At 60.7% G+C, this 15,577-nt stretch carries 14 protein-coding genes; 9 read left to right on the top strand and 5 right to left on the bottom strand.

Annotated features, from left to right (window positions below; all coding sequences use genetic code 11):
- Nucleotides 1-29: 29 nt before the first annotated feature.
- From IMW75_RS13840 to IMW75_RS13825, 4 genes are all read left to right on the top strand, one after another.
- Complete coding sequence (locus IMW75_RS13840) at nucleotides 30-536, top strand: sigma-70 family RNA polymerase sigma factor (RefSeq protein ID WP_205892931.1); 507 nt, start codon at nucleotides 30-32, stop codon at nucleotides 534-536.
- On the top strand, nucleotides 533-1,285 hold the full coding sequence (locus tag IMW75_RS13835; RefSeq protein WP_045060178.1) for an anti-sigma factor family protein: 753 nt from the start codon (nucleotides 533-535) through the stop codon (nucleotides 1,283-1,285). Before IMW75_RS13840 ends, IMW75_RS13835 begins: the two co-directional genes overlap by 4 nt.
- Before the next feature lie 91 nt (nucleotides 1,286-1,376).
- The gene (gene zapE / locus IMW75_RS13830; RefSeq protein ID WP_205892930.1) at nucleotides 1,377-2,498 is read left to right on the top strand and encodes a cell division protein ZapE; all 1,122 of its coding nucleotides are present in this window, start codon (nucleotides 1,377-1,379) and stop codon (nucleotides 2,496-2,498) included.
- A gap of 154 nt (nucleotides 2,499-2,652) precedes the next feature.
- Nucleotides 2,653-3,966: a leucine-rich repeat-containing protein kinase family protein gene (locus IMW75_RS13825; protein WP_045060176.1), complete on the top strand. Its 1,314-nt coding sequence runs from the start codon at nucleotides 2,653-2,655 to the stop codon at nucleotides 3,964-3,966.
- A gap of 87 nt (nucleotides 3,967-4,053) precedes the next feature.
- Here IMW75_RS13825 and IMW75_RS13820 read toward each other — a convergent pair whose 3' ends face one another.
- Nucleotides 4,054-4,761: a YebC/PmpR family DNA-binding transcriptional regulator gene (locus tag IMW75_RS13820; RefSeq protein ID WP_045060175.1), complete on the bottom strand. Its 708-nt coding sequence runs from the start codon at nucleotides 4,759-4,761 to the stop codon at nucleotides 4,054-4,056.
- A 205-nt stretch (nucleotides 4,762-4,966) separates the two neighbouring features.
- On the bottom strand, nucleotides 4,967-5,827 hold the full coding sequence (locus IMW75_RS13815; protein ID WP_205892929.1) for a LysR substrate-binding domain-containing protein: 861 nt from the start codon (nucleotides 5,825-5,827) through the stop codon (nucleotides 4,967-4,969).
- A gap of 109 nt (nucleotides 5,828-5,936) precedes the next feature.
- Here IMW75_RS13815 and IMW75_RS13810 point away from each other — a divergent pair, with 109 nt between their 5' ends.
- The 3 genes from IMW75_RS13810 (at nucleotide 5,937) to IMW75_RS13800 (ending at nucleotide 8,736) form a co-directional block, all read left to right on the top strand.
- Entirely contained in the window at nucleotides 5,937-7,046 is a 1,110-nt protein-coding gene (locus IMW75_RS13810) for a 2-aminoethylphosphonate--pyruvate transaminase (protein ID WP_205892928.1), read from the top strand.
- A 127-nt stretch (nucleotides 7,047-7,173) separates the two neighbouring features.
- A complete protein-coding gene (phnX, locus tag IMW75_RS13805; RefSeq protein WP_205892927.1) occupies nucleotides 7,174-8,001 on the top strand; it encodes a phosphonoacetaldehyde hydrolase in 828 nt (275 codons plus the stop codon).
- A 186-nt stretch (nucleotides 8,002-8,187) separates the two neighbouring features.
- Nucleotides 8,188-8,736, top strand: a complete 549-nt coding sequence (locus tag IMW75_RS13800; protein ID WP_205892926.1) for a cytochrome b — start codon at nucleotides 8,188-8,190, stop codon at nucleotides 8,734-8,736.
- 14 nt (nucleotides 8,737-8,750) lie between these two features.
- On the opposite strand, the gene IMW75_RS13795 is transcribed toward IMW75_RS13800, so the two are convergent.
- Together IMW75_RS13795 and IMW75_RS13790 are read right to left on the bottom strand one after the other, a co-directional pair.
- Nucleotides 8,751-9,683, bottom strand: a complete 933-nt coding sequence (locus IMW75_RS13795) for a 1-aminocyclopropane-1-carboxylate deaminase/D-cysteine desulfhydrase (RefSeq protein WP_205892925.1) — start codon at nucleotides 9,681-9,683, stop codon at nucleotides 8,751-8,753.
- A gap of 134 nt (nucleotides 9,684-9,817) precedes the next feature.
- The gene (locus IMW75_RS13790) at nucleotides 9,818-11,857 is read right to left on the bottom strand and encodes an NADPH-dependent 2,4-dienoyl-CoA reductase (protein WP_205892924.1); all 2,040 of its coding nucleotides are present in this window, start codon (nucleotides 11,855-11,857) and stop codon (nucleotides 9,818-9,820) included.
- Between the two features lie 208 nt (nucleotides 11,858-12,065).
- Between IMW75_RS13790 and IMW75_RS13785 the strand changes: the two genes are divergently transcribed.
- Both IMW75_RS13785 and IMW75_RS13780 read left to right on the top strand, forming a co-directional pair.
- Nucleotides 12,066-13,196, top strand: coding sequence for a carbon-nitrogen hydrolase family protein (locus tag IMW75_RS13785; RefSeq protein ID WP_045060235.1), 1,131 nt, complete (start codon nucleotides 12,066-12,068; stop codon nucleotides 13,194-13,196).
- A 3-nt stretch (nucleotides 13,197-13,199) separates the two neighbouring features.
- Nucleotides 13,200-14,240, top strand: coding sequence for an AraC family transcriptional regulator (locus IMW75_RS13780; protein ID WP_205892923.1), 1,041 nt, complete (start codon nucleotides 13,200-13,202; stop codon nucleotides 14,238-14,240).
- Between the two features lie 301 nt (nucleotides 14,241-14,541).
- Here the strand turns inward: IMW75_RS13780 and IMW75_RS13775 are convergent, their stop codons facing one another.
- The gene (locus IMW75_RS13775; RefSeq protein WP_045060168.1) at nucleotides 14,542-15,402 is read right to left on the bottom strand and encodes a DUF2242 domain-containing protein; all 861 of its coding nucleotides are present in this window, start codon (nucleotides 15,400-15,402) and stop codon (nucleotides 14,542-14,544) included.
- Between the last annotated feature and the right edge of the window lie 175 nt (nucleotides 15,403-15,577).

Here is a 15,577-nt window from a genome sequence, read left to right as displayed (position 1 = left end):
TCCACAGCGTAGTGACTAGTCAGAACTTCATGAACGATATCGACGAACAACTGAGTGAAATCATTCCCAGGTTGAGGCGATTTGCGCTGTCCCTGACGCGTAATCCCAGCAGCGCCGATGATCTGGTGCAGACCTGCCTGGAGCGCGCACTCTCACGCTGGAGCGACAAACGCCCGGAGGGAGACTTGCGCGCCTGGTTGTTCTCGATTCTCTATCGACAGTTCCTCGACGCCTACCGGCGCTCCCGGCGTTATGCGCGAATGCTCGAATTTTTTACCGGCCGTGAAGAAGCCGAGCCGTCTGCAGAGCGCACGGTGATCGCGCAATCGACGCTCAAGGCCTTCGACCAGCTCACCACCGAGCAACGCGCACTGTTGCTGTGGGTATCAGTCGAAGGCTTGAGCTACAAAGCGGTGGCCGAGATTCTCGAAGTGCCCATTGGCACCGTGATGTCCCGCCTGTCCCGCGCCCGCCAGGCGTTGCGCCAGCTCAGCGAAGGTGAAATCACCCGCCCTGCCCTGCGGAGACTCAAATGATCAGCATGCCCCCTGACGAGCGTGATCTGCACGCCTACATCGACTGCCAGCTCAGCGCGGCGGACCGACTTCTGGTTGAAACTTATCTGACAAACAATCCGCCCGTGGCCGCCACCGTGCGCGCCTGGCAGCAGGATGCCCAACAGTTGCGAGCCGACCTGAGCGGCGCGCTGCAGCAACCGGCCAATCCGCAGCTGCAGCCGGCGCTCATTCGCCAAGGGCTCAAGCGCCAATCCCGCCGTCACCTGGCCAGCGCCGCCGTACTGCTGCTGGCCGTCGGCGTTGGCGGTTTCAGCGGCTGGCAGGCCCGGGAAATGACCCTGCTCAGCGCTGCGGCACCGATGGCCGATGCCATGCAGGCGTATCGTCTGATCGCACAGCAAGGCCTGTTGCCGGCGGACTTCAAAGTCGGCGAACAGGGCGACATGCAGGCCTGGCTAGACCGTTATTTCACCCAGGCCAACCGACTTCCCGACCTCGCTCACGCCGGCTTCAAACCGGTCAGCGGGCGCCTGCTCAGCACCGAGCAAGGGCCGGCGGCGATGGTGGTCTACGAGAACCGGAACGGACAGAAGATCAGCTTCTACGTGCGCCCGCCAGGGCCGAAGAACTTCCTGCTACCCCGAGGCAGTCGCAGCGATGGTGAGCTGCAGGCCGAGTACTGGTCAGGTGCCGGGTATAACTATGCAATGGTCAGCCCCAGCGATACGCCAGCGGCGCAGTTGCTCAGGCAAACGAAAACGTTTTGACCCACAGCGCTGGAAGCAAAACTACCCATTTGGTTAAACTGTGCCGCCGCCGCGCGGGGCGCCGGCGAGAAAATCACGGGGTGACATTCCAGTGGCTGTTCGACCACCCAAGCGTTTGCGACTCACACCACGTTGGCCGGCACTGCGCCGCCTGTTTGCCAAGGCATCGACTACACCGGTGGCCAGCGCAAGGGTGATCCACGACTACTTTCGCCACAAGGCGCATGCCCAAGGCTATACCCTCAGCCACAGTCAGCAGCGCGTGATCGATTGCATGGCGCACTACGCCCCCTTGCTGCCAGGCTCAGCGCAGCGAAAACTTCCCGGGCTGTATCTGCACGGCGCCGTGGGGCGGGGCAAGAGCTGGTTGCTGGACGGTTTTTTCCAGGCCGTCCCGATCGCCGAAAAACAGCGGCTGCACTTCCATCAGTTTTTTGCCCAACTGCATCAGGAAATGTTCACTCATCGCGAGCAGACCGATGCCATGGAACACAGCCTTGAACACCTGCTGGACGGTTGTAGGGTGTTGTGTTTTGACGAGTTTCACGTCCACGATATCGGCGACGCGATGCTCATTACCCGCTTGTTCCAGGCGCTGTTTCGCCGAGGCATCCTGCTGCTGGTCACCTCAAACTATCCGCCGGAAGGCTTGCTGCCAAACCCGCTGTACCACGCACGCTTCAAACCGGTCATCGACCTGATCAACTCGAAAATGCAGGTCATGGAAGTCGGCGGGCCCCACGACTACCGCAGTCAGGCGCGGCACCACGCCCAGCAAGTCTTCACCCAAGGGCATTACCTCTGGCCGGACACACTGGAGATCAGACGCCGGTTGAATTTCCCCGAGGCTGATGCTCCGCCCCTGCAACTGTCTGTCGGCACCCGTCAACTGCAGGCCCGCTTCAGCGATCGGCGCACGATCGGATTCACTTTCACCGACCTGTGTGAACACCCCACGGCCGTCATGGACTACCTGGAACTGTGCCGACAGTTCAACCACTGGATCATCGTCGACCTGCCCCTGCTCGCCGACACCACCATCGCCGCGCAGCAGCGGTTTATCAACCTGGTCGACGTGCTTTACGATCAGGACAAACACCTGACGTTGGTCAGCCAGCATTCGCTGAGTGCGAGCCTGGGTGGTGATGCAATCGACCTGGCGCGAACTCGCAGTCGGCTGGGGCAGTTGATGGAAATCAATGAGTTGAATTGATCATTCTTCGCCTTGAATGCCAATCGCGAGCAGGCTCGCTCCCACAGGTGCTCGGAAATCATTGTGGGAGCGAGCCTGCTCGCGATTGGTACAGTCACCACATGTCTCGCTATCATGCGGGCGCCCCTCTCCAAATGAATAGCGAATCGATTTCATGGACACCCTTGACCAACTGCGCGCCGGCCAACTGGCGGGCAGCACCCGCCTTGATCTCGCCTGCGGCCTGAGTGACTTCCCCCGGGAAATATTCGACCTGGCGGACTCCCTTGAAATCCTCAACCTCAGTGGCAACGCGCTCAGCCAACTACCAGACGACCTGCATCGACTGACCCGCCTGCGGGTGTTGTTCTGCTCGGACAACCTGTTCACCGAACTGCCCGCATGCCTGGGCCAGTGCAGTTCATTGACCATGGTCGGTTTCAAGGCCAACCGCATTACGCAGGTTCCGGGCAGCGCACTCCCGCCATTGCTGCGCTGGCTGATCCTGACTGACAACTGCATCAGCGAACTGCCGAGCGAACTGGGCGCGCGCCCGCACCTGCAAAAACTCATGCTCGCCGGTAATCAGCTCCAGCGCTTGCCTGACAGCCTGCAACACTGTCATCGACTGGAACTGATCCGGGTCGCCGCCAACCAGCTAACCGAACTCCCCGAATGGCTGCTCACCCTGCCAAGCCTGACCTGGCTGGCGTACGCCGGTAACCCGCTGGAAACCGAGGCCGATGCTGCGCTGCTTGAATCGACTGCCGTCATCCCCTGGCCGGCATTGCGCCTTGAGCAGCAACTGGGCGAAGGTGCTTCCGGGGTGATCCATCGAGCGACCTGGACCCGACCAGGCGCTGGGGAGCTGCCAGTGGCGGTCAAACTCTACAAAGGTGAAATGACCAGCGACGGTTCGCCCTTGCATGAAATGAACGCGTGCATCACTGCAGGCGAGCACCCCAACCTCATCCGGGTCGAGGGACGAATCGTCGACCATCCACAGGCTCAGACCGGACTGGTCATGGAGCTGATAGAGCCGAGCTTCCGCAACCTGGCGGGTCTGCCGAGCCTGGATTCCTGCAGCCGCGACGTCTACGCCGATCACACCCGCTTCAGCGCCAGTGTGGCCCTGCGCATCGCTCGCGCCATCGCTTCGGTGGCCGAACATCTGCACCGCCAGGGGATCACCCACGGCGACCTCTACGGCCACAATATTCTCTTTAACGAGCGGGGTGATTGCCTGCTGGGAGACTTTGGCGCGGCGTCTTTCCACGCGAAATCAGACAGTGCCGAAAGCCGCGCCCTGCAGCGACTTGAAGTGCGCGCCTTTGGGGTACTGCTGGGGGAATTGCTGGAGCGGATCGATTCGGGCTTGACCGCGCATGGCCGTGAACAACTGGACCAATTGCAACAGCGTTGCTGTCAAGCGCAGGTGATGGAGCGGCCCGGGTTTGGCGAGGTGGTCCGGGTTCTACAGGATCTGTGACCGGCACAGACCCTGTCGCACCAAACTCGCTCCCACGACCCGTGGGAGCAAGCCAGTCCGCGATAGCGGTATTACGAAAGAAACCGATTAACCCGCCAAGCCGACAAACATGTCCTGCACATCATCATGGTTGTCCAGGCCTTCGAGGAAAGCCTCGACTTCAGCCATCTGTTCGTCGCTCAAGCCACTCACCGGGTTCTTCGGCTGGTAGCCCAGCTTCGCCGACAGTACGGTAAAACCTTGCTCAGGCAAGGCTTTCTGAACCGCATCGAGGTCCGCAGGCTCGGTCAGGAACAGGGTCGTGCCCTCTTCTTCGCCCGGCTCAAAATCCTGTGCACCGGCTTCGATTGCGGCCATTTCCGGATCAGCATCCGGGCTGTCCGGGGACGCCTCGATCATGCCGACATGGTTGAAATCCCAGGAAACCGAACCCGAAGCGCCCAACTGGCCCTTGCGAAAGGCAACACGAATCTCGGCAACAGTACGGTTGATGTTGTCGGTCACGCACTCAACGATCAGCGGCACCTGATGCGGGGCAAAGCCTTCGTACGTCACACGATGGTATTGCACGGTTTCGCCGAGCTGTCCCGAACCTTTCTTGATCGCACGTTCCAGGGTTTCGCGAGGCATGGACGCCTTCTTCGCCTGCTCCACCACCAGGCGCAAATGCGCGTTAGTCGCGACATCGGCACCATTGCGCGCGGCAATCGTGATTTCCTTCACCAGTTTGCCGAAAATCTTGCCCTTGGCATTGGATGCCGCTTCTTTGTGTTTAACCTTCCACTGTGCGCCCATTACTCACTCTCTTGTCTGTGGCGCCGAAACATCTATTGGCCGACGCTTTGTGCAAGTTTATACGGCCTAAAGTCGGCAATCGACCAAAAATTCCACCGGTCTGATCGCCATGATGGACAGGCTTCTTCAATGATGGTGGCTCCCACAAGGAAATGCGCTAACCGGCTGTGGGAGCAAGGCTCGCCCGCGATGGCCGCACTGCGGTCTATCCGCCCGGCGCCAATTCAAAGAATGCCTGGATCAAGCGCAAATCCCGCCGCCGCGCCATGCACCCCATCATGTGCCGATTCACCAACCCCTCGCCCATGATCGGCACCGCCGTCACCCGCGGGTCATGGCTGACTTCCACCGACGACACCACGCCAACGCCCAACTCAGCCGCCACGGCTTCGGTCACTGCCTCGCGGCTGTCCAGCTCCAGTAACACCCGAGGACTGACCCTCGCCTGGAGACAGGCATCATCAAACGTGCGACGGGTGATCGAACTCGGCTCGCGCAACACCATGATCACCTGGTCCAGTTCCTTGAGCGACACCTTCAAACGTTGCGCCCAGGGATGATTGTGCGGCACCAACGCGCACAGCCGGGATTCGCTCAACGCTTGCAAATGCAGGCCTTTGCGTGGCTCGACCTCAGTGAGTACGGCAATGTCCGCATGCTCGGACAACAACGCAGCCAAGGTCTCCTGGGCGTTACCCAGGCGCAGGTTCACCGTGATTCCGGGGTACCGGGCGCGCAAACTGGCAAGCATCGGCATGACCAGGTGCGGCCCGTCCGCCGCCACCTCCAGGCGCCCGGTAAGCAACTGCCGGTTAGCCTCCAGCATCACCTGCGCTTCCTCGGCCAGGCCAAACATCGCCCGGGTGATCGCCGCCAGTTTGGTGCCTTCCTCCGTCAGTTCCACCCGTCGCGCAGTACGGCGCAACAAGGTGATCTGGTAATGCTCTTCCAAAGCCTTGATGTGCCCGGTGACCGCCGGCTGGCTGATGAACAGCCGCGCAGCGGCCCTTGTGAAGCTGCCTTCGCGCGCCACCGCATCGAAGGCGCGTAGCTGGAACAGGTTCATGAATAACCCTCACTGATGACTGGCATAACAACAAACAATTTGATTGATAGCACGGCAAATTGCAATTTAAGTCCCGTAGCTTCATGCCATCGATTGCGAGGACACGAGAATGAGTACTGCTGAGCCCATCCTGCTCACCCCTGGCCCGTTGACCACTTCGGCGCGCACCCGTCAGGCGATGATGGTCGACTGGGGTTCATGGGATGACCGCTTCAACCACCTGACCGCCAGCCTCTGCGAGCAATTGCTGGCAATCATCAACGGCGGCGAAAGCCACCACTGCGTGCCACTGCAAGGCAGCGGCACCTTTGCGGTAGAAGCGGCCATCGGCACTTTGGTGCCCCGTGACGGCAAGGTGCTGGTGCTGATCAACGGCGCCTATGGCAAACGTCTGGCGAAAATCTGCGAGGTCCTCGGTCGCTCTTTCAGCACTTTCGAGACCGCCGAAGACGAGCCCACCACGGCGGCCGATGTCGACCGTCTGTTACGGGCGGACGCCAGCATTACCCACGTCGCGTTGATTCACTGCGAAACCAGCACCGGCATCCTCAACCCGCTGCCGGAAATCGCCCAGGTCATCGCGCAACAGGGTAAACGCCTGATCATCGACGCCATGAGTTCCTTCGGGGCCTTGCCGATCGACGCTCAGCAGGTGCCGTTCGATGCGCTGATCGCCGCCTCGGGCAAATGCCTCGAAGGCGTACCGGGCATGGGTTTTGTTTTCGCCCGCAAGGAAGCCCTGGCCAATGCCGCCGGCAACTCCCATTCGCTGGCCATGGACCTGTTCGACCAGCACACCTACATGGCCAAGACCGGCCAATGGCGCTTCACCCCGCCGACCCACGTGGTCGCGGCGCTGCATGAAGCCCTGCTGCAATACAACGAAGAAGGCGGCTTGCCGGCCCGGCACCAGCGCTACGCCAACAACTGCCAGGTATTGCTCGACGACATGGCAAAACTGGGCGTGCGCAGCTTTTTGCCCGCTGCGATCCAGGCGCCGATCATCGTCACTTTCCATGCGCCAAAGGACCCGCGCTATCAGTTCAAGGAGTTCTACGAACGGGTCAAGGCCAAGGGTTTCATTCTCTACCCCGGCAAACTGACCCAGGTCGAAACCTTCCGCGTCGGCTGCATCGGCCACGTCAACCAGGCCGAGATGCACGCGGCTGTGGCGGCGGTGGCTGAAGTGCTGCGGGAGATGGAAGTGCTCGAAATCTAGTGCTCCTGCTCGCGATGACGCCCGATCAGTCAACACACCGTGGAATGAAAGACTGCTTTGCCGAGCAGGCTCACCCCTACATAAAGCCAATCATTTGAACATTGTGCCCACACAGGAATTCGTCACCATGAACTACAACAACCCAACCAAACTCCAGGCCGCCATCCTCGACTGGGCCGGTACCGTCGTCGACTTCGGCTCTTTCGCGCCGACCCAGATCTTTGTCGAAGCCTTCGCCGAGTTCGACGTCCAGGTGTCCATCGAAGAAGCTCGCGGGCCGATGGGCATGGGCAAGTGGGATCACATCCGCACCTTGTGCGATCAGCCACAGGTTGCCGAGCGTTATCGCGCGGTGTTCGGACGCACGCCCAACGACGATGACGTCACCGCCATCTACAAACGCTTCATGCCCCTGCAGATCGAGAAAATCGCCGAGCATTCGGCGCTGATCCCCGGCGCACTGGATACCATCGCCAACCTGCGCCAACAAGGCATCAAAATCGGTTCCTGCTCCGGTTACCCGAAGCAGGTCATGGACAAAGTGGTCGAGTTGGCGGCCACCAACGGTTACGTCGCCGACCACGTGGTCGCCACCGATGAAGTTCCGAACGGTCGCCCATGGCCGGCCCAGGCGCTGGCCAACGTGATAGCCCTGGGCATCGACGACGTTGCCGCGTGCGTGAAGATCGACGACACCGTGCCGGGCATTCTCGAAGGACGTCGCGCGGGAATGTGGACGGTTGCCCTGATCTGTTCGGGTAACGCACTGGGCCTGGACTACGAGGGCTATCGCGCCCTCGGCAGTGACCAGCTGGACAGCGAGCGCCAGCGCATTCACGCCATGTTTGAAGGCTCGCGCCCGCACTACATGATCGATACGATTTCGGACCTGCCCGAAGTCATCGCCGACATCAACCAACGCCTGGCCAACGGTGAAATGCCTCAGACCCGTTGATCACGCTGTCGTGATCCTGTAAGGCGCCAGCCCCCGTCGGGCCTGGCGCCTTTTTTGTTGGCTGAAGGTTGACCCAGGGCATTGAAAGAAGGATCGCGACAGGCGCACGGGACGAAACGGGCTTACAGTTAAGGCACACCGTCGAAAGAGCGGTGAACCTGCAAACCGCCCGTGAGGAATACCTGTATGCCGTGGAAGAGTTCTGAATCACGTTACAGCACCGTATCCATCACCTTGCATTGGTTGATGCTGGTCCTGCTGGCGCTGGTGTATGCCTGTATCGAGTTTCGTGGAGCGTTCCCCAAAGGCAGTGGCGGGCGGACGTTGATCACCGAATCGCATTTCATGCTCGGCCTGACGGTCTTCGTCCTGGTCTGGCTGCGCCTGTTGGCGCGCAGTGTCGGCCCCGCCCCCAGAATATTCCCGGCCTCACCGCGCTGGCAAAACGCACTCGCCAAGGCGATGCATTGGGCGTTATATCTGTTCATGATTGCCATGCCGATACTGGGTTGGCTGACCACCAGCGCCAAGGGCCACCAAGTGATGTTCTACGGCTTCGACCTGCCGTTACTGATCCCGGAAGACAAGGCGCTGGCGAAACAGATCGAGGGCTGGCATGAGCTGGGTGGCACGATCGGCTACTGGCTGATTGGGCTGCATGCACTGGCGGGGCTTTATCACCATTACGTGGTGCGTGATAACACCTTGTTGCGGATGATGCCTAAACGGGGCTGAGGCGAACGCGGGGCTCAGGGACTTGGCGCCGTCTGAAATCCTCGCCGGCCTTGCAAGCCGCCTGTATGGATGAAGATCAGGCGCGACCCTGGCTTGAGTTTGCCGGCGTCGATGTGCTGTTTTAGCGCGAGCAATGCCTTGCCGGTGTAGAGCGGTTCCAGTGCAATACCGCTGGCCTGCTCGGTCTGCTCGATGAATTCAAGTAACGGCGCATCGACCTTTGCGAACCCGCCGCGACTGGCGTCGAGCAATTGATAAGCGCTGTGGGGCGAACCGGCCTGCTGCATGATTGCTTCGACCTGCTGCTCCACGCCATGGTCATCCGGCACCGCCAGCGCGCCGTGGACCGGATGCGCACCCGCCTCCGCGAGCACCAGGCCGGCCAGGGTGGTACCGGTGCCACAGGCCAGCCACCAGCCGTCGTAACCACTCCAGCCCAGGCCATGCAATTGCTGGGCGACCATCGACTTGAGTTGCATGCAGCCTTTGGCCCCGAGCAAACCGCCGCCCCCTTCCGGCACCGCCAGCAAGTCTGGATACAGGGCGCGCCAAGGCTCCCAGAACCCTGCCTCATGCCGCGCGCGATAACCGCCATAACCCAGCCAGTGCAATTGCATGCCGTACGCCTGCAGGTCTAGAACGGTGGGCGTGTCCTGGGGATGACCGCGCAACAGCCCGACGGTGCCGAAGCCGAAGCGCTTGCCTGCCGCCGCTAATGCGTGGAGATGATTGGAGTGCGCGCCGCCGAGGCTGATGATGCCCTTGGCACCGACGAGGTCTGCAGCCTTGAGATGCTCAATGAGCTTGAACCATTTGTTGCCGCTGATCAGTGGGTCGATCTGGTCGAGGCGCAGGACGGCGACTTCGATACTGGATCGTGAGAGCCAATCGAGCTGAAGGGGTTCGAGGGGGGCGTGGGGGAGCCAACTGGAAGGAGGAAAAAGCATTCGCGTCTGATTGTACTTGGAAAGAGCCAGCATTCTAGTCGCTTGAAGGACGCTATCGCGAGCAGGCTCGCTCCCACACTGAATCTGTGGGAGCACGCCTGCTCGCGACAGCCATTGGCACGCTGGACCTGCTGTTACAACTGAGCAGCCAGTCGCGAACCCTGGTTGATGGCGCGCTTGGCGTCCAGTTCGGCCGCCACATCCGCGCCGCCGATCAGGTGCACATTCTGTCCCGCCGCGACCAGGCCATCGTGCAACTCGCGCAACGGGTCCTGCCCGGCGCAGATCACGATATTGTCCACCGCCAACACCTGCGGCTCGCCGGTTTCGCCAATGCGGATATGCAAACCTTCATCATCGATCTTCAGGTACTCGACACTGTTGAGCATCTGCACCTGTTTGTTTTTCAAGCCGGTGCGGTGGATCCAGCCGGTGGTCTTGCCCAGACCGTCACCGACCTTGGATTTCTTACGTTGCAGCAAGAACACTTCACGGGCCGGAGCGTGGGGCTCTGCCTTGATTCCGGAAACGCCGCCGCGCGCCTGCAGAGCAGTATCGATACCCCACTCTTTCCAGAACGCTGTCCGGTCCAGGCTGGTCGATACGCCTTGGTGCACCAGGAATTCCGAGACGTCGAAGCCGATACCCCCCGCACCGATCACCGCCACGCGCTTGCCTACCGGTTTGCGCTCGAGGATCACGTCCAGGTAACTCAACACCTTGGCATTTTCCACCCCCGGAATCGCTGGCGTTCTCGGCGCGATACCGGTGGCGAGAATGATCTCGTCGAAACCGCCCTCCACCAGTTGCGCGACGTCTACACGGGTGTTCAGGCACAGTTCCACGTGGGTGGTCTGCAGCTTGCGCCCGAAATAGCGCAAGGTTTCGAAGAACTCTTCCTTGCCCGGCACGCGCTTGGCGATGTTGAACTGGCCGCCGATCTCACTCGCCGAATCGAACAGCGTCACCTGATGACCGCGCTCTGCGGCCACGGTGGCCGCCGACAAACCGGCAGGACCGGCGCCGACGACGGCAATTTTCTTGATCTGCTGCACCGGCAGGTAGTTGAGCTCGGTTTCATGACAGGCCCGCGGATTCACCAGGCAGCTGGTGAGTTTGCCGCCAAAGGTGTGGTCCAGGCACGCCTGGTTACAGCCGATGCAGGTATTGATTTCATCGGCGCGGCCAGCGGCGGCCTTATTGACGAAGTCGGCGTCGGCGAGGAATGGTCGCGCCATCGACACCATGTCGGCGTCGCCTTCGGCCAGAATCTGTTCGGCGATTTCCGGTGTATTGATGCGGTTGGTGGTGATCAGGGGAATGCTCACCGAGCCGCGCAGCTTGGCCGTGACTTTGCTGAACGCGGCTCGCGGTACCTTGGTGGCGATGGTCGGGATGCGCGCTTCGTGCCAGCCGATACCGGTGTTGATGATGGTCGCGCCAGCCTGTTCGATGGCCTTGGCCAGGGTGACGATTTCTTCCCATGAGCTGCCGCCTTCCACCAGGTCGAGCATCGACAGGCGGAAGATGATGATGAAATTCGGGCCTACCGCTTCGCGCACTCGCCGGACGATTTCCACCGGCAGGCGCATGCGGTTTTCGTAGCTGCCACCCCAGCGGTCGGTGCGATGGTTGGTGTGAGCCGCGAGGAACTGGTTAATGAAGTAACCTTCGGACCCCATGATCTCCACGCCGTCGTACTCGGCTTTCTGTGCCAGGGTCGAGCAGGTGACAAAATCGCTGATCTGCTTCTCGATGCCTTCCTCGTCCAGCTCTTTAGGCTTGAACGGGTTGATCGGCGCCTGGATGGCACTCGGCGCCACCTGCTTGGGGCTATAGGCATAGCGGCCAGCGTGCAGTATCTGCATGCAGATCTTGCCACCGGCCTCGTGCACGGCGCGGGTGACGATCAGGTGTTTGAGTGCCTCTTCCTCTGTGGTCAGCTTGGCCGCGCCGGAGTAAACCCCGCCCTCGTCGTTCGGGCCGATGCCGCCGGTGACCATCAGGCCGACACCGCCACGAGCGCGTTCGGCAAAATAAGCCGCCATGCGCTCGAATCCACCCGGCTTCTCTTCAAGGCCGGTGTGCATCGAGCCCATCAGGGTACGGTTGCGCAGCGTGGTAAAACCCAGGTCCAGCGGGGCCAACAGGTGCGGGTAATAAGCGGCGGCCATCGGTAACTCCACAACGAGCGATCACGGAAAAAGTGCAGGAGCTCTACGGCCCCGTCATTCATGCTGGACAGACTAAGAGCCGCGTCGCCATCGCTCAATGACCGAAACTGACAACTTATTGATCCAAATGCGCAGCGCCACTTGGCAAGCGCCGACATGGGCCCTACCCTAGTCGCGAACCCTGCACACGGCCGTTGACTGTTTTCCCATGCGTAAACTTCTGTACCTGACCTTATCCATGGCATTGATTGCCGCCCTGACGACCTACGCGATGTGGGCCGCAGACCGTCCCGTGGGACATTACCTCTCCGACCTGCGCATTGATCTCGCGGTCGACCAGGGTGTTCCGGGCACTCATGGCAACCTGTTGGGTATCCAACCCGAGTTGTTCCCCACCGATTATCAAAGCCCGGCGCGCCTGCATCGCAAACTGGCGGCTTACCTGCAAAAGGCCGAACAACAGGGCCTGCTCAACGAAAAAACCATCGTCGTGCTGCCGGAACACGTCGGCACCTGGCTGATGGTGAGCGGCGAAAAAGACGAGTTGTACCAGGCCACCACGCTGAAGGAAGCCATGAACTGGCTGGCCGCGAGCAACCCCTTGAAGTTCGCCCGGGCCTGGATCGGCGCCGAAGGCGACAATCGCCTGGATGACGCGCATTTGCGAATGAAGGCCAAGGGCATGGCCAAGGACTACCAGGCACTCTTCGGTGGCCTGGCGAAAGAATTCAACGTGACCCTGGTCGCAGGGTCCATCGTGCTACCCGAACCGAGCATCATCGATGGCAGGCTGAGGATCGGCCGTGGTGCGCTGTTCAACAGCAGCGTGGTGTTTGGTCGTGACGGATTGCCAATCGGCCAGCCACAACGGCAGATCCATCCGGTGTTCGATCAAAGTGATGTGATCGCTGCCAATGGCGAGCACGCCATGAATGTCGTCGACACGCCGGCCGGACGCCTGGGCGTACTGATCGGCAGTGACAGCTGGTACCCGGACAACTACCGCAAACTCAACGAACAGGGCGCGCAACTGGTAGCAGTACCGGCCTATGTCATGGGACGCGGCGCCTGGGATCAACCATGGCGCGGCTACAAAGGGCTGGCCACTCCGAGCTCGGTCAGCCTCAAGGCCGGTGAGCTCAGTGAAGGCCAGGCCTGGCAACGCCTGACCCTTACTGCGCAACCACCGAGCAGCCAGGCCATCGGCGGCATGAGTGTGTTCCTGCGTGGCCAGTTCTGGGACAAGGGTAGCGCCGGGCATAGTTTTCTCAGCAGCAACGGCCAGCATTTTGCCGACGGCGATGCCCGTGGCGCACGCCTGCTGAACCTCTGGTTGTAGGCCATGAAACCGCTGCCGATGCGCCTCGGAGACCTGTCGGTGGGCTTCGTCCACAGCCTGGCCGATGCGGTGCGCAGCCACGACCTGGACCCACAGCCCTTGCTCGAGCAATACGGGCTCGACGCCGCGCGCTTGAGCGAAGCCGGTGCGCGGTTATCGATCCCTCGCTACATGCGCCTGGGCCACAGCGCAATCCAACTGACCGGCAATCCCGCACTGGGTCTGCGCATGGGCCAGCTCAGTCGCCTGAGTCAGGCCGGCCTGGCGGGCATCACCGCCGCCCAGGCTCCGACAGTACGCGAAGGAGCCCGCTGCCTGATTCGCTTTGAAGCCTTGTACGGGTCCAATTACCGCGGCCAATCGAGCTTTCACGAAGACGCCCAGGGTGCCTGGTTGCGGTTCTATTCCATCAGCCCGTACAACAGCTACAACCGCTTTGTGGTGGATTCGATCATCTCGGGCTGGTTGCATCAACTGTCGAGCCTGTGCCCTGCCCCGTTGCGCGCCGAACGCATCGAAGTCGAGTTCCAGACCCCAGACTACGCGCAAGCTTACGAAGGCCTGGGCGACTGCCCGATTCAGTTTGGCAGCGAGCACAACCAGCTGCGCTTGAGCCTTGCCAGCCTCGGCCAGCGTAACCCGGAGCACTGCCCCAGCACTTGGCGCCACCTGTTGCAGCTGTGTGAGCGGGAACTGGAACAATTGACCCGCACGCGCAGCCTGCGTGAACGCATCACTCAGCTGCTGGGGCCGTTATTGAATGGCGGCCGGGAACCCGACCTGGAAGAAGTGGCGGCACGCCTGAAGCTGCCCACCTGGACCTTGCGGCGCAAGCTTGCTGAAGAAGGCACGCAGTTTCGTGCAATCCTCAACGATACCCGTCGCGACCTGGCCATGACCTACATCCGTGACACCGAACTGGCATTCGGAGAAATCGCCTATTTGCTGGGCTTCGCTTCAGCCGAAGCCTTTCAAAGGGCCTTCAAGCGCTGGAGCGGCCAAACCCCCGGCGAATTTCGCCGAAGCCATCGCCAATCAGCCTGAGGCCTAGAGCTCGGTAGCGTCTTCGGCAGGTTCCAGCGGATCGAGTTCGAATGCCTGGTACTCGAGCAGTTCTTCTTGATAATCGTCCATTGTTACATCCCTCACTGCTCGTTAAAAAAAACGCCTGAATAAATGACCAGCGCCTTGAGCATAAAGTGCCCGCATGAAAGAAAAATGACGCAGGTGCGCCGCTCGGCGGCTACCGATTAAAACGTAGCAGGCGTCAGGGAATTTATCGCGGGGGTTTTTCTAGACAGGCCGTAGAGCTACGGCCTGGGTGACATGGATCAATGACCGAATATTACTGACCTGAAGCGGGCATGGCCGGGATCGGTTCGCTGGGCGGCGGCAGGCTCGATTCGGGCGGTGGCGTGACTGTTTCAGTCGATGACGCAGGCTCGCTGACTTCGGCTGGCGTGATCGGTGCCGCTTCAGCCGGTGGCGTAACCGGCTCGGAAGCCGCAGGAGCCGTTTCGATCGGCGCCGGGGCAGGTTCCGTTATCGGTGCTGCTGGCGCCGGCTCAGCAGCCGGTACTGGTGCTGGTGCGGGTACCAGCGCAGCCGGTGCCGCCTTGGTTTCAGGCATGCCCAGATCGGTTTTCGGCTTTTCCGGAATGTGTGCAGCTTTTTTTGCTTCCGGGGGCAGGAACAGCTCGACCAGGGCAAAAAAGCGTTCGTAAAATTTGGCGGACGATACCGTTTCGCTGGCCACCTTCACCATCGAATCATCCGACGAACCGATCGGCATCGATACCGAGCCCAACACACCGACACCCAGGCTTGCGGAATTGTTGGTCTTTTTCAATGCATAGCGGTCTTGCAAGGCGTTGGCGAACATGGTCGCGTGGTGCCCTTCGCTGCCGTCATCGGCGCACACCACACTGAAACTGATTTCCATGTGGGTTTCGCCAGTCTGCTGAAAGCTCTTGTGGCCACTCACCAGTTTTGGATCGCTGCTGGTGATGATATAGCCCTGGCTCAACAGAGCCCGACGAGCGGCTTCACAGGTTTGTGCGTCGGTCACCGGGTAATTGCGTGAAAACGTACCGGAGTCATCGAAGTTCTCATGCTCGTAGATGGCGGCTTTCTTCGACGAACAGCCGGCAGCAGCGCCCAGCACCAATGCCAGCCCGACAACACGCATGGGAAATGATTTAAACATTGAACATCCTGAAGAAAACGGTCCGGGGCGTATTGTGCAACAGATCGATGCTTAGCGTCGCATCGATTGCGTCTTGTAACAATTACAGGTGGTTGACCATCATTTCAGCCTCCCATTCCATCTTGCTTATCAGCAATGTCACTTAACCGAATGCGAGCTCAAAAAAAAACCCCAG

This window comes from Pseudomonas gregormendelii (assembly GCF_017114825.1).
Classification (GTDB): domain Bacteria; phylum Pseudomonadota; class Gammaproteobacteria; order Pseudomonadales; family Pseudomonadaceae; genus Aquipseudomonas; species Aquipseudomonas gregormendelii.
Note: the sequence above shows the minus strand (reverse complement) of the source record. Positions and strands in the feature narration are given on the sequence as shown.

Excerpts from the sequence above, each read along its gene's own strand:
- IMW75_RS13840 (WP_205892931.1), top strand. The coding sequence starts at position 30 with ATGAACGATATCGACGAACAACTGAGTGAAATCATTCCCAGGTTGAGG.
- IMW75_RS13835 (WP_045060178.1), top strand. The coding sequence starts at position 533 with ATGATCAGCATGCCCCCTGACGAGCGTGATCTGCACGCCTACATCGAC.
- IMW75_RS13825 (WP_045060176.1), top strand. The coding sequence starts at position 2,653 with ATGGACACCCTTGACCAACTGCGCGCCGGCCAACTGGCGGGCAGCACC.
- IMW75_RS13820 (WP_045060175.1), bottom strand. The coding sequence starts at position 4,761 with ATGGGCGCACAGTGGAAGGTTAAACACAAAGAAGCGGCATCCAATGCC.
- IMW75_RS13815 (WP_205892929.1), bottom strand. The coding sequence starts at position 5,827 with ATGAACCTGTTCCAGCTACGCGCCTTCGATGCGGTGGCGCGCGAAGGC.
- IMW75_RS13810 (WP_205892928.1), top strand. The coding sequence starts at position 5,937 with ATGAGTACTGCTGAGCCCATCCTGCTCACCCCTGGCCCGTTGACCACT.
- phnX (WP_205892927.1), top strand. The coding sequence starts at position 7,174 with ATGAACTACAACAACCCAACCAAACTCCAGGCCGCCATCCTCGACTGG.
- IMW75_RS13800 (WP_205892926.1), top strand. The coding sequence starts at position 8,188 with ATGCCGTGGAAGAGTTCTGAATCACGTTACAGCACCGTATCCATCACC.
- IMW75_RS13795 (WP_205892925.1), bottom strand. The coding sequence starts at position 9,683 with ATGCTTTTTCCTCCTTCCAGTTGGCTCCCCCACGCCCCCCTCGAACCC.
- IMW75_RS13790 (WP_205892924.1), bottom strand. The coding sequence starts at position 11,857 with ATGGCCGCCGCTTATTACCCGCACCTGTTGGCCCCGCTGGACCTGGGT.
- IMW75_RS13785 (WP_045060235.1), top strand. The coding sequence starts at position 12,066 with ATGCGTAAACTTCTGTACCTGACCTTATCCATGGCATTGATTGCCGCC.
- IMW75_RS13780 (WP_205892923.1), top strand. The coding sequence starts at position 13,200 with ATGAAACCGCTGCCGATGCGCCTCGGAGACCTGTCGGTGGGCTTCGTC.
- IMW75_RS13775 (WP_045060168.1), bottom strand. The coding sequence starts at position 15,402 with ATGTTTAAATCATTTCCCATGCGTGTTGTCGGGCTGGCATTGGTGCTG.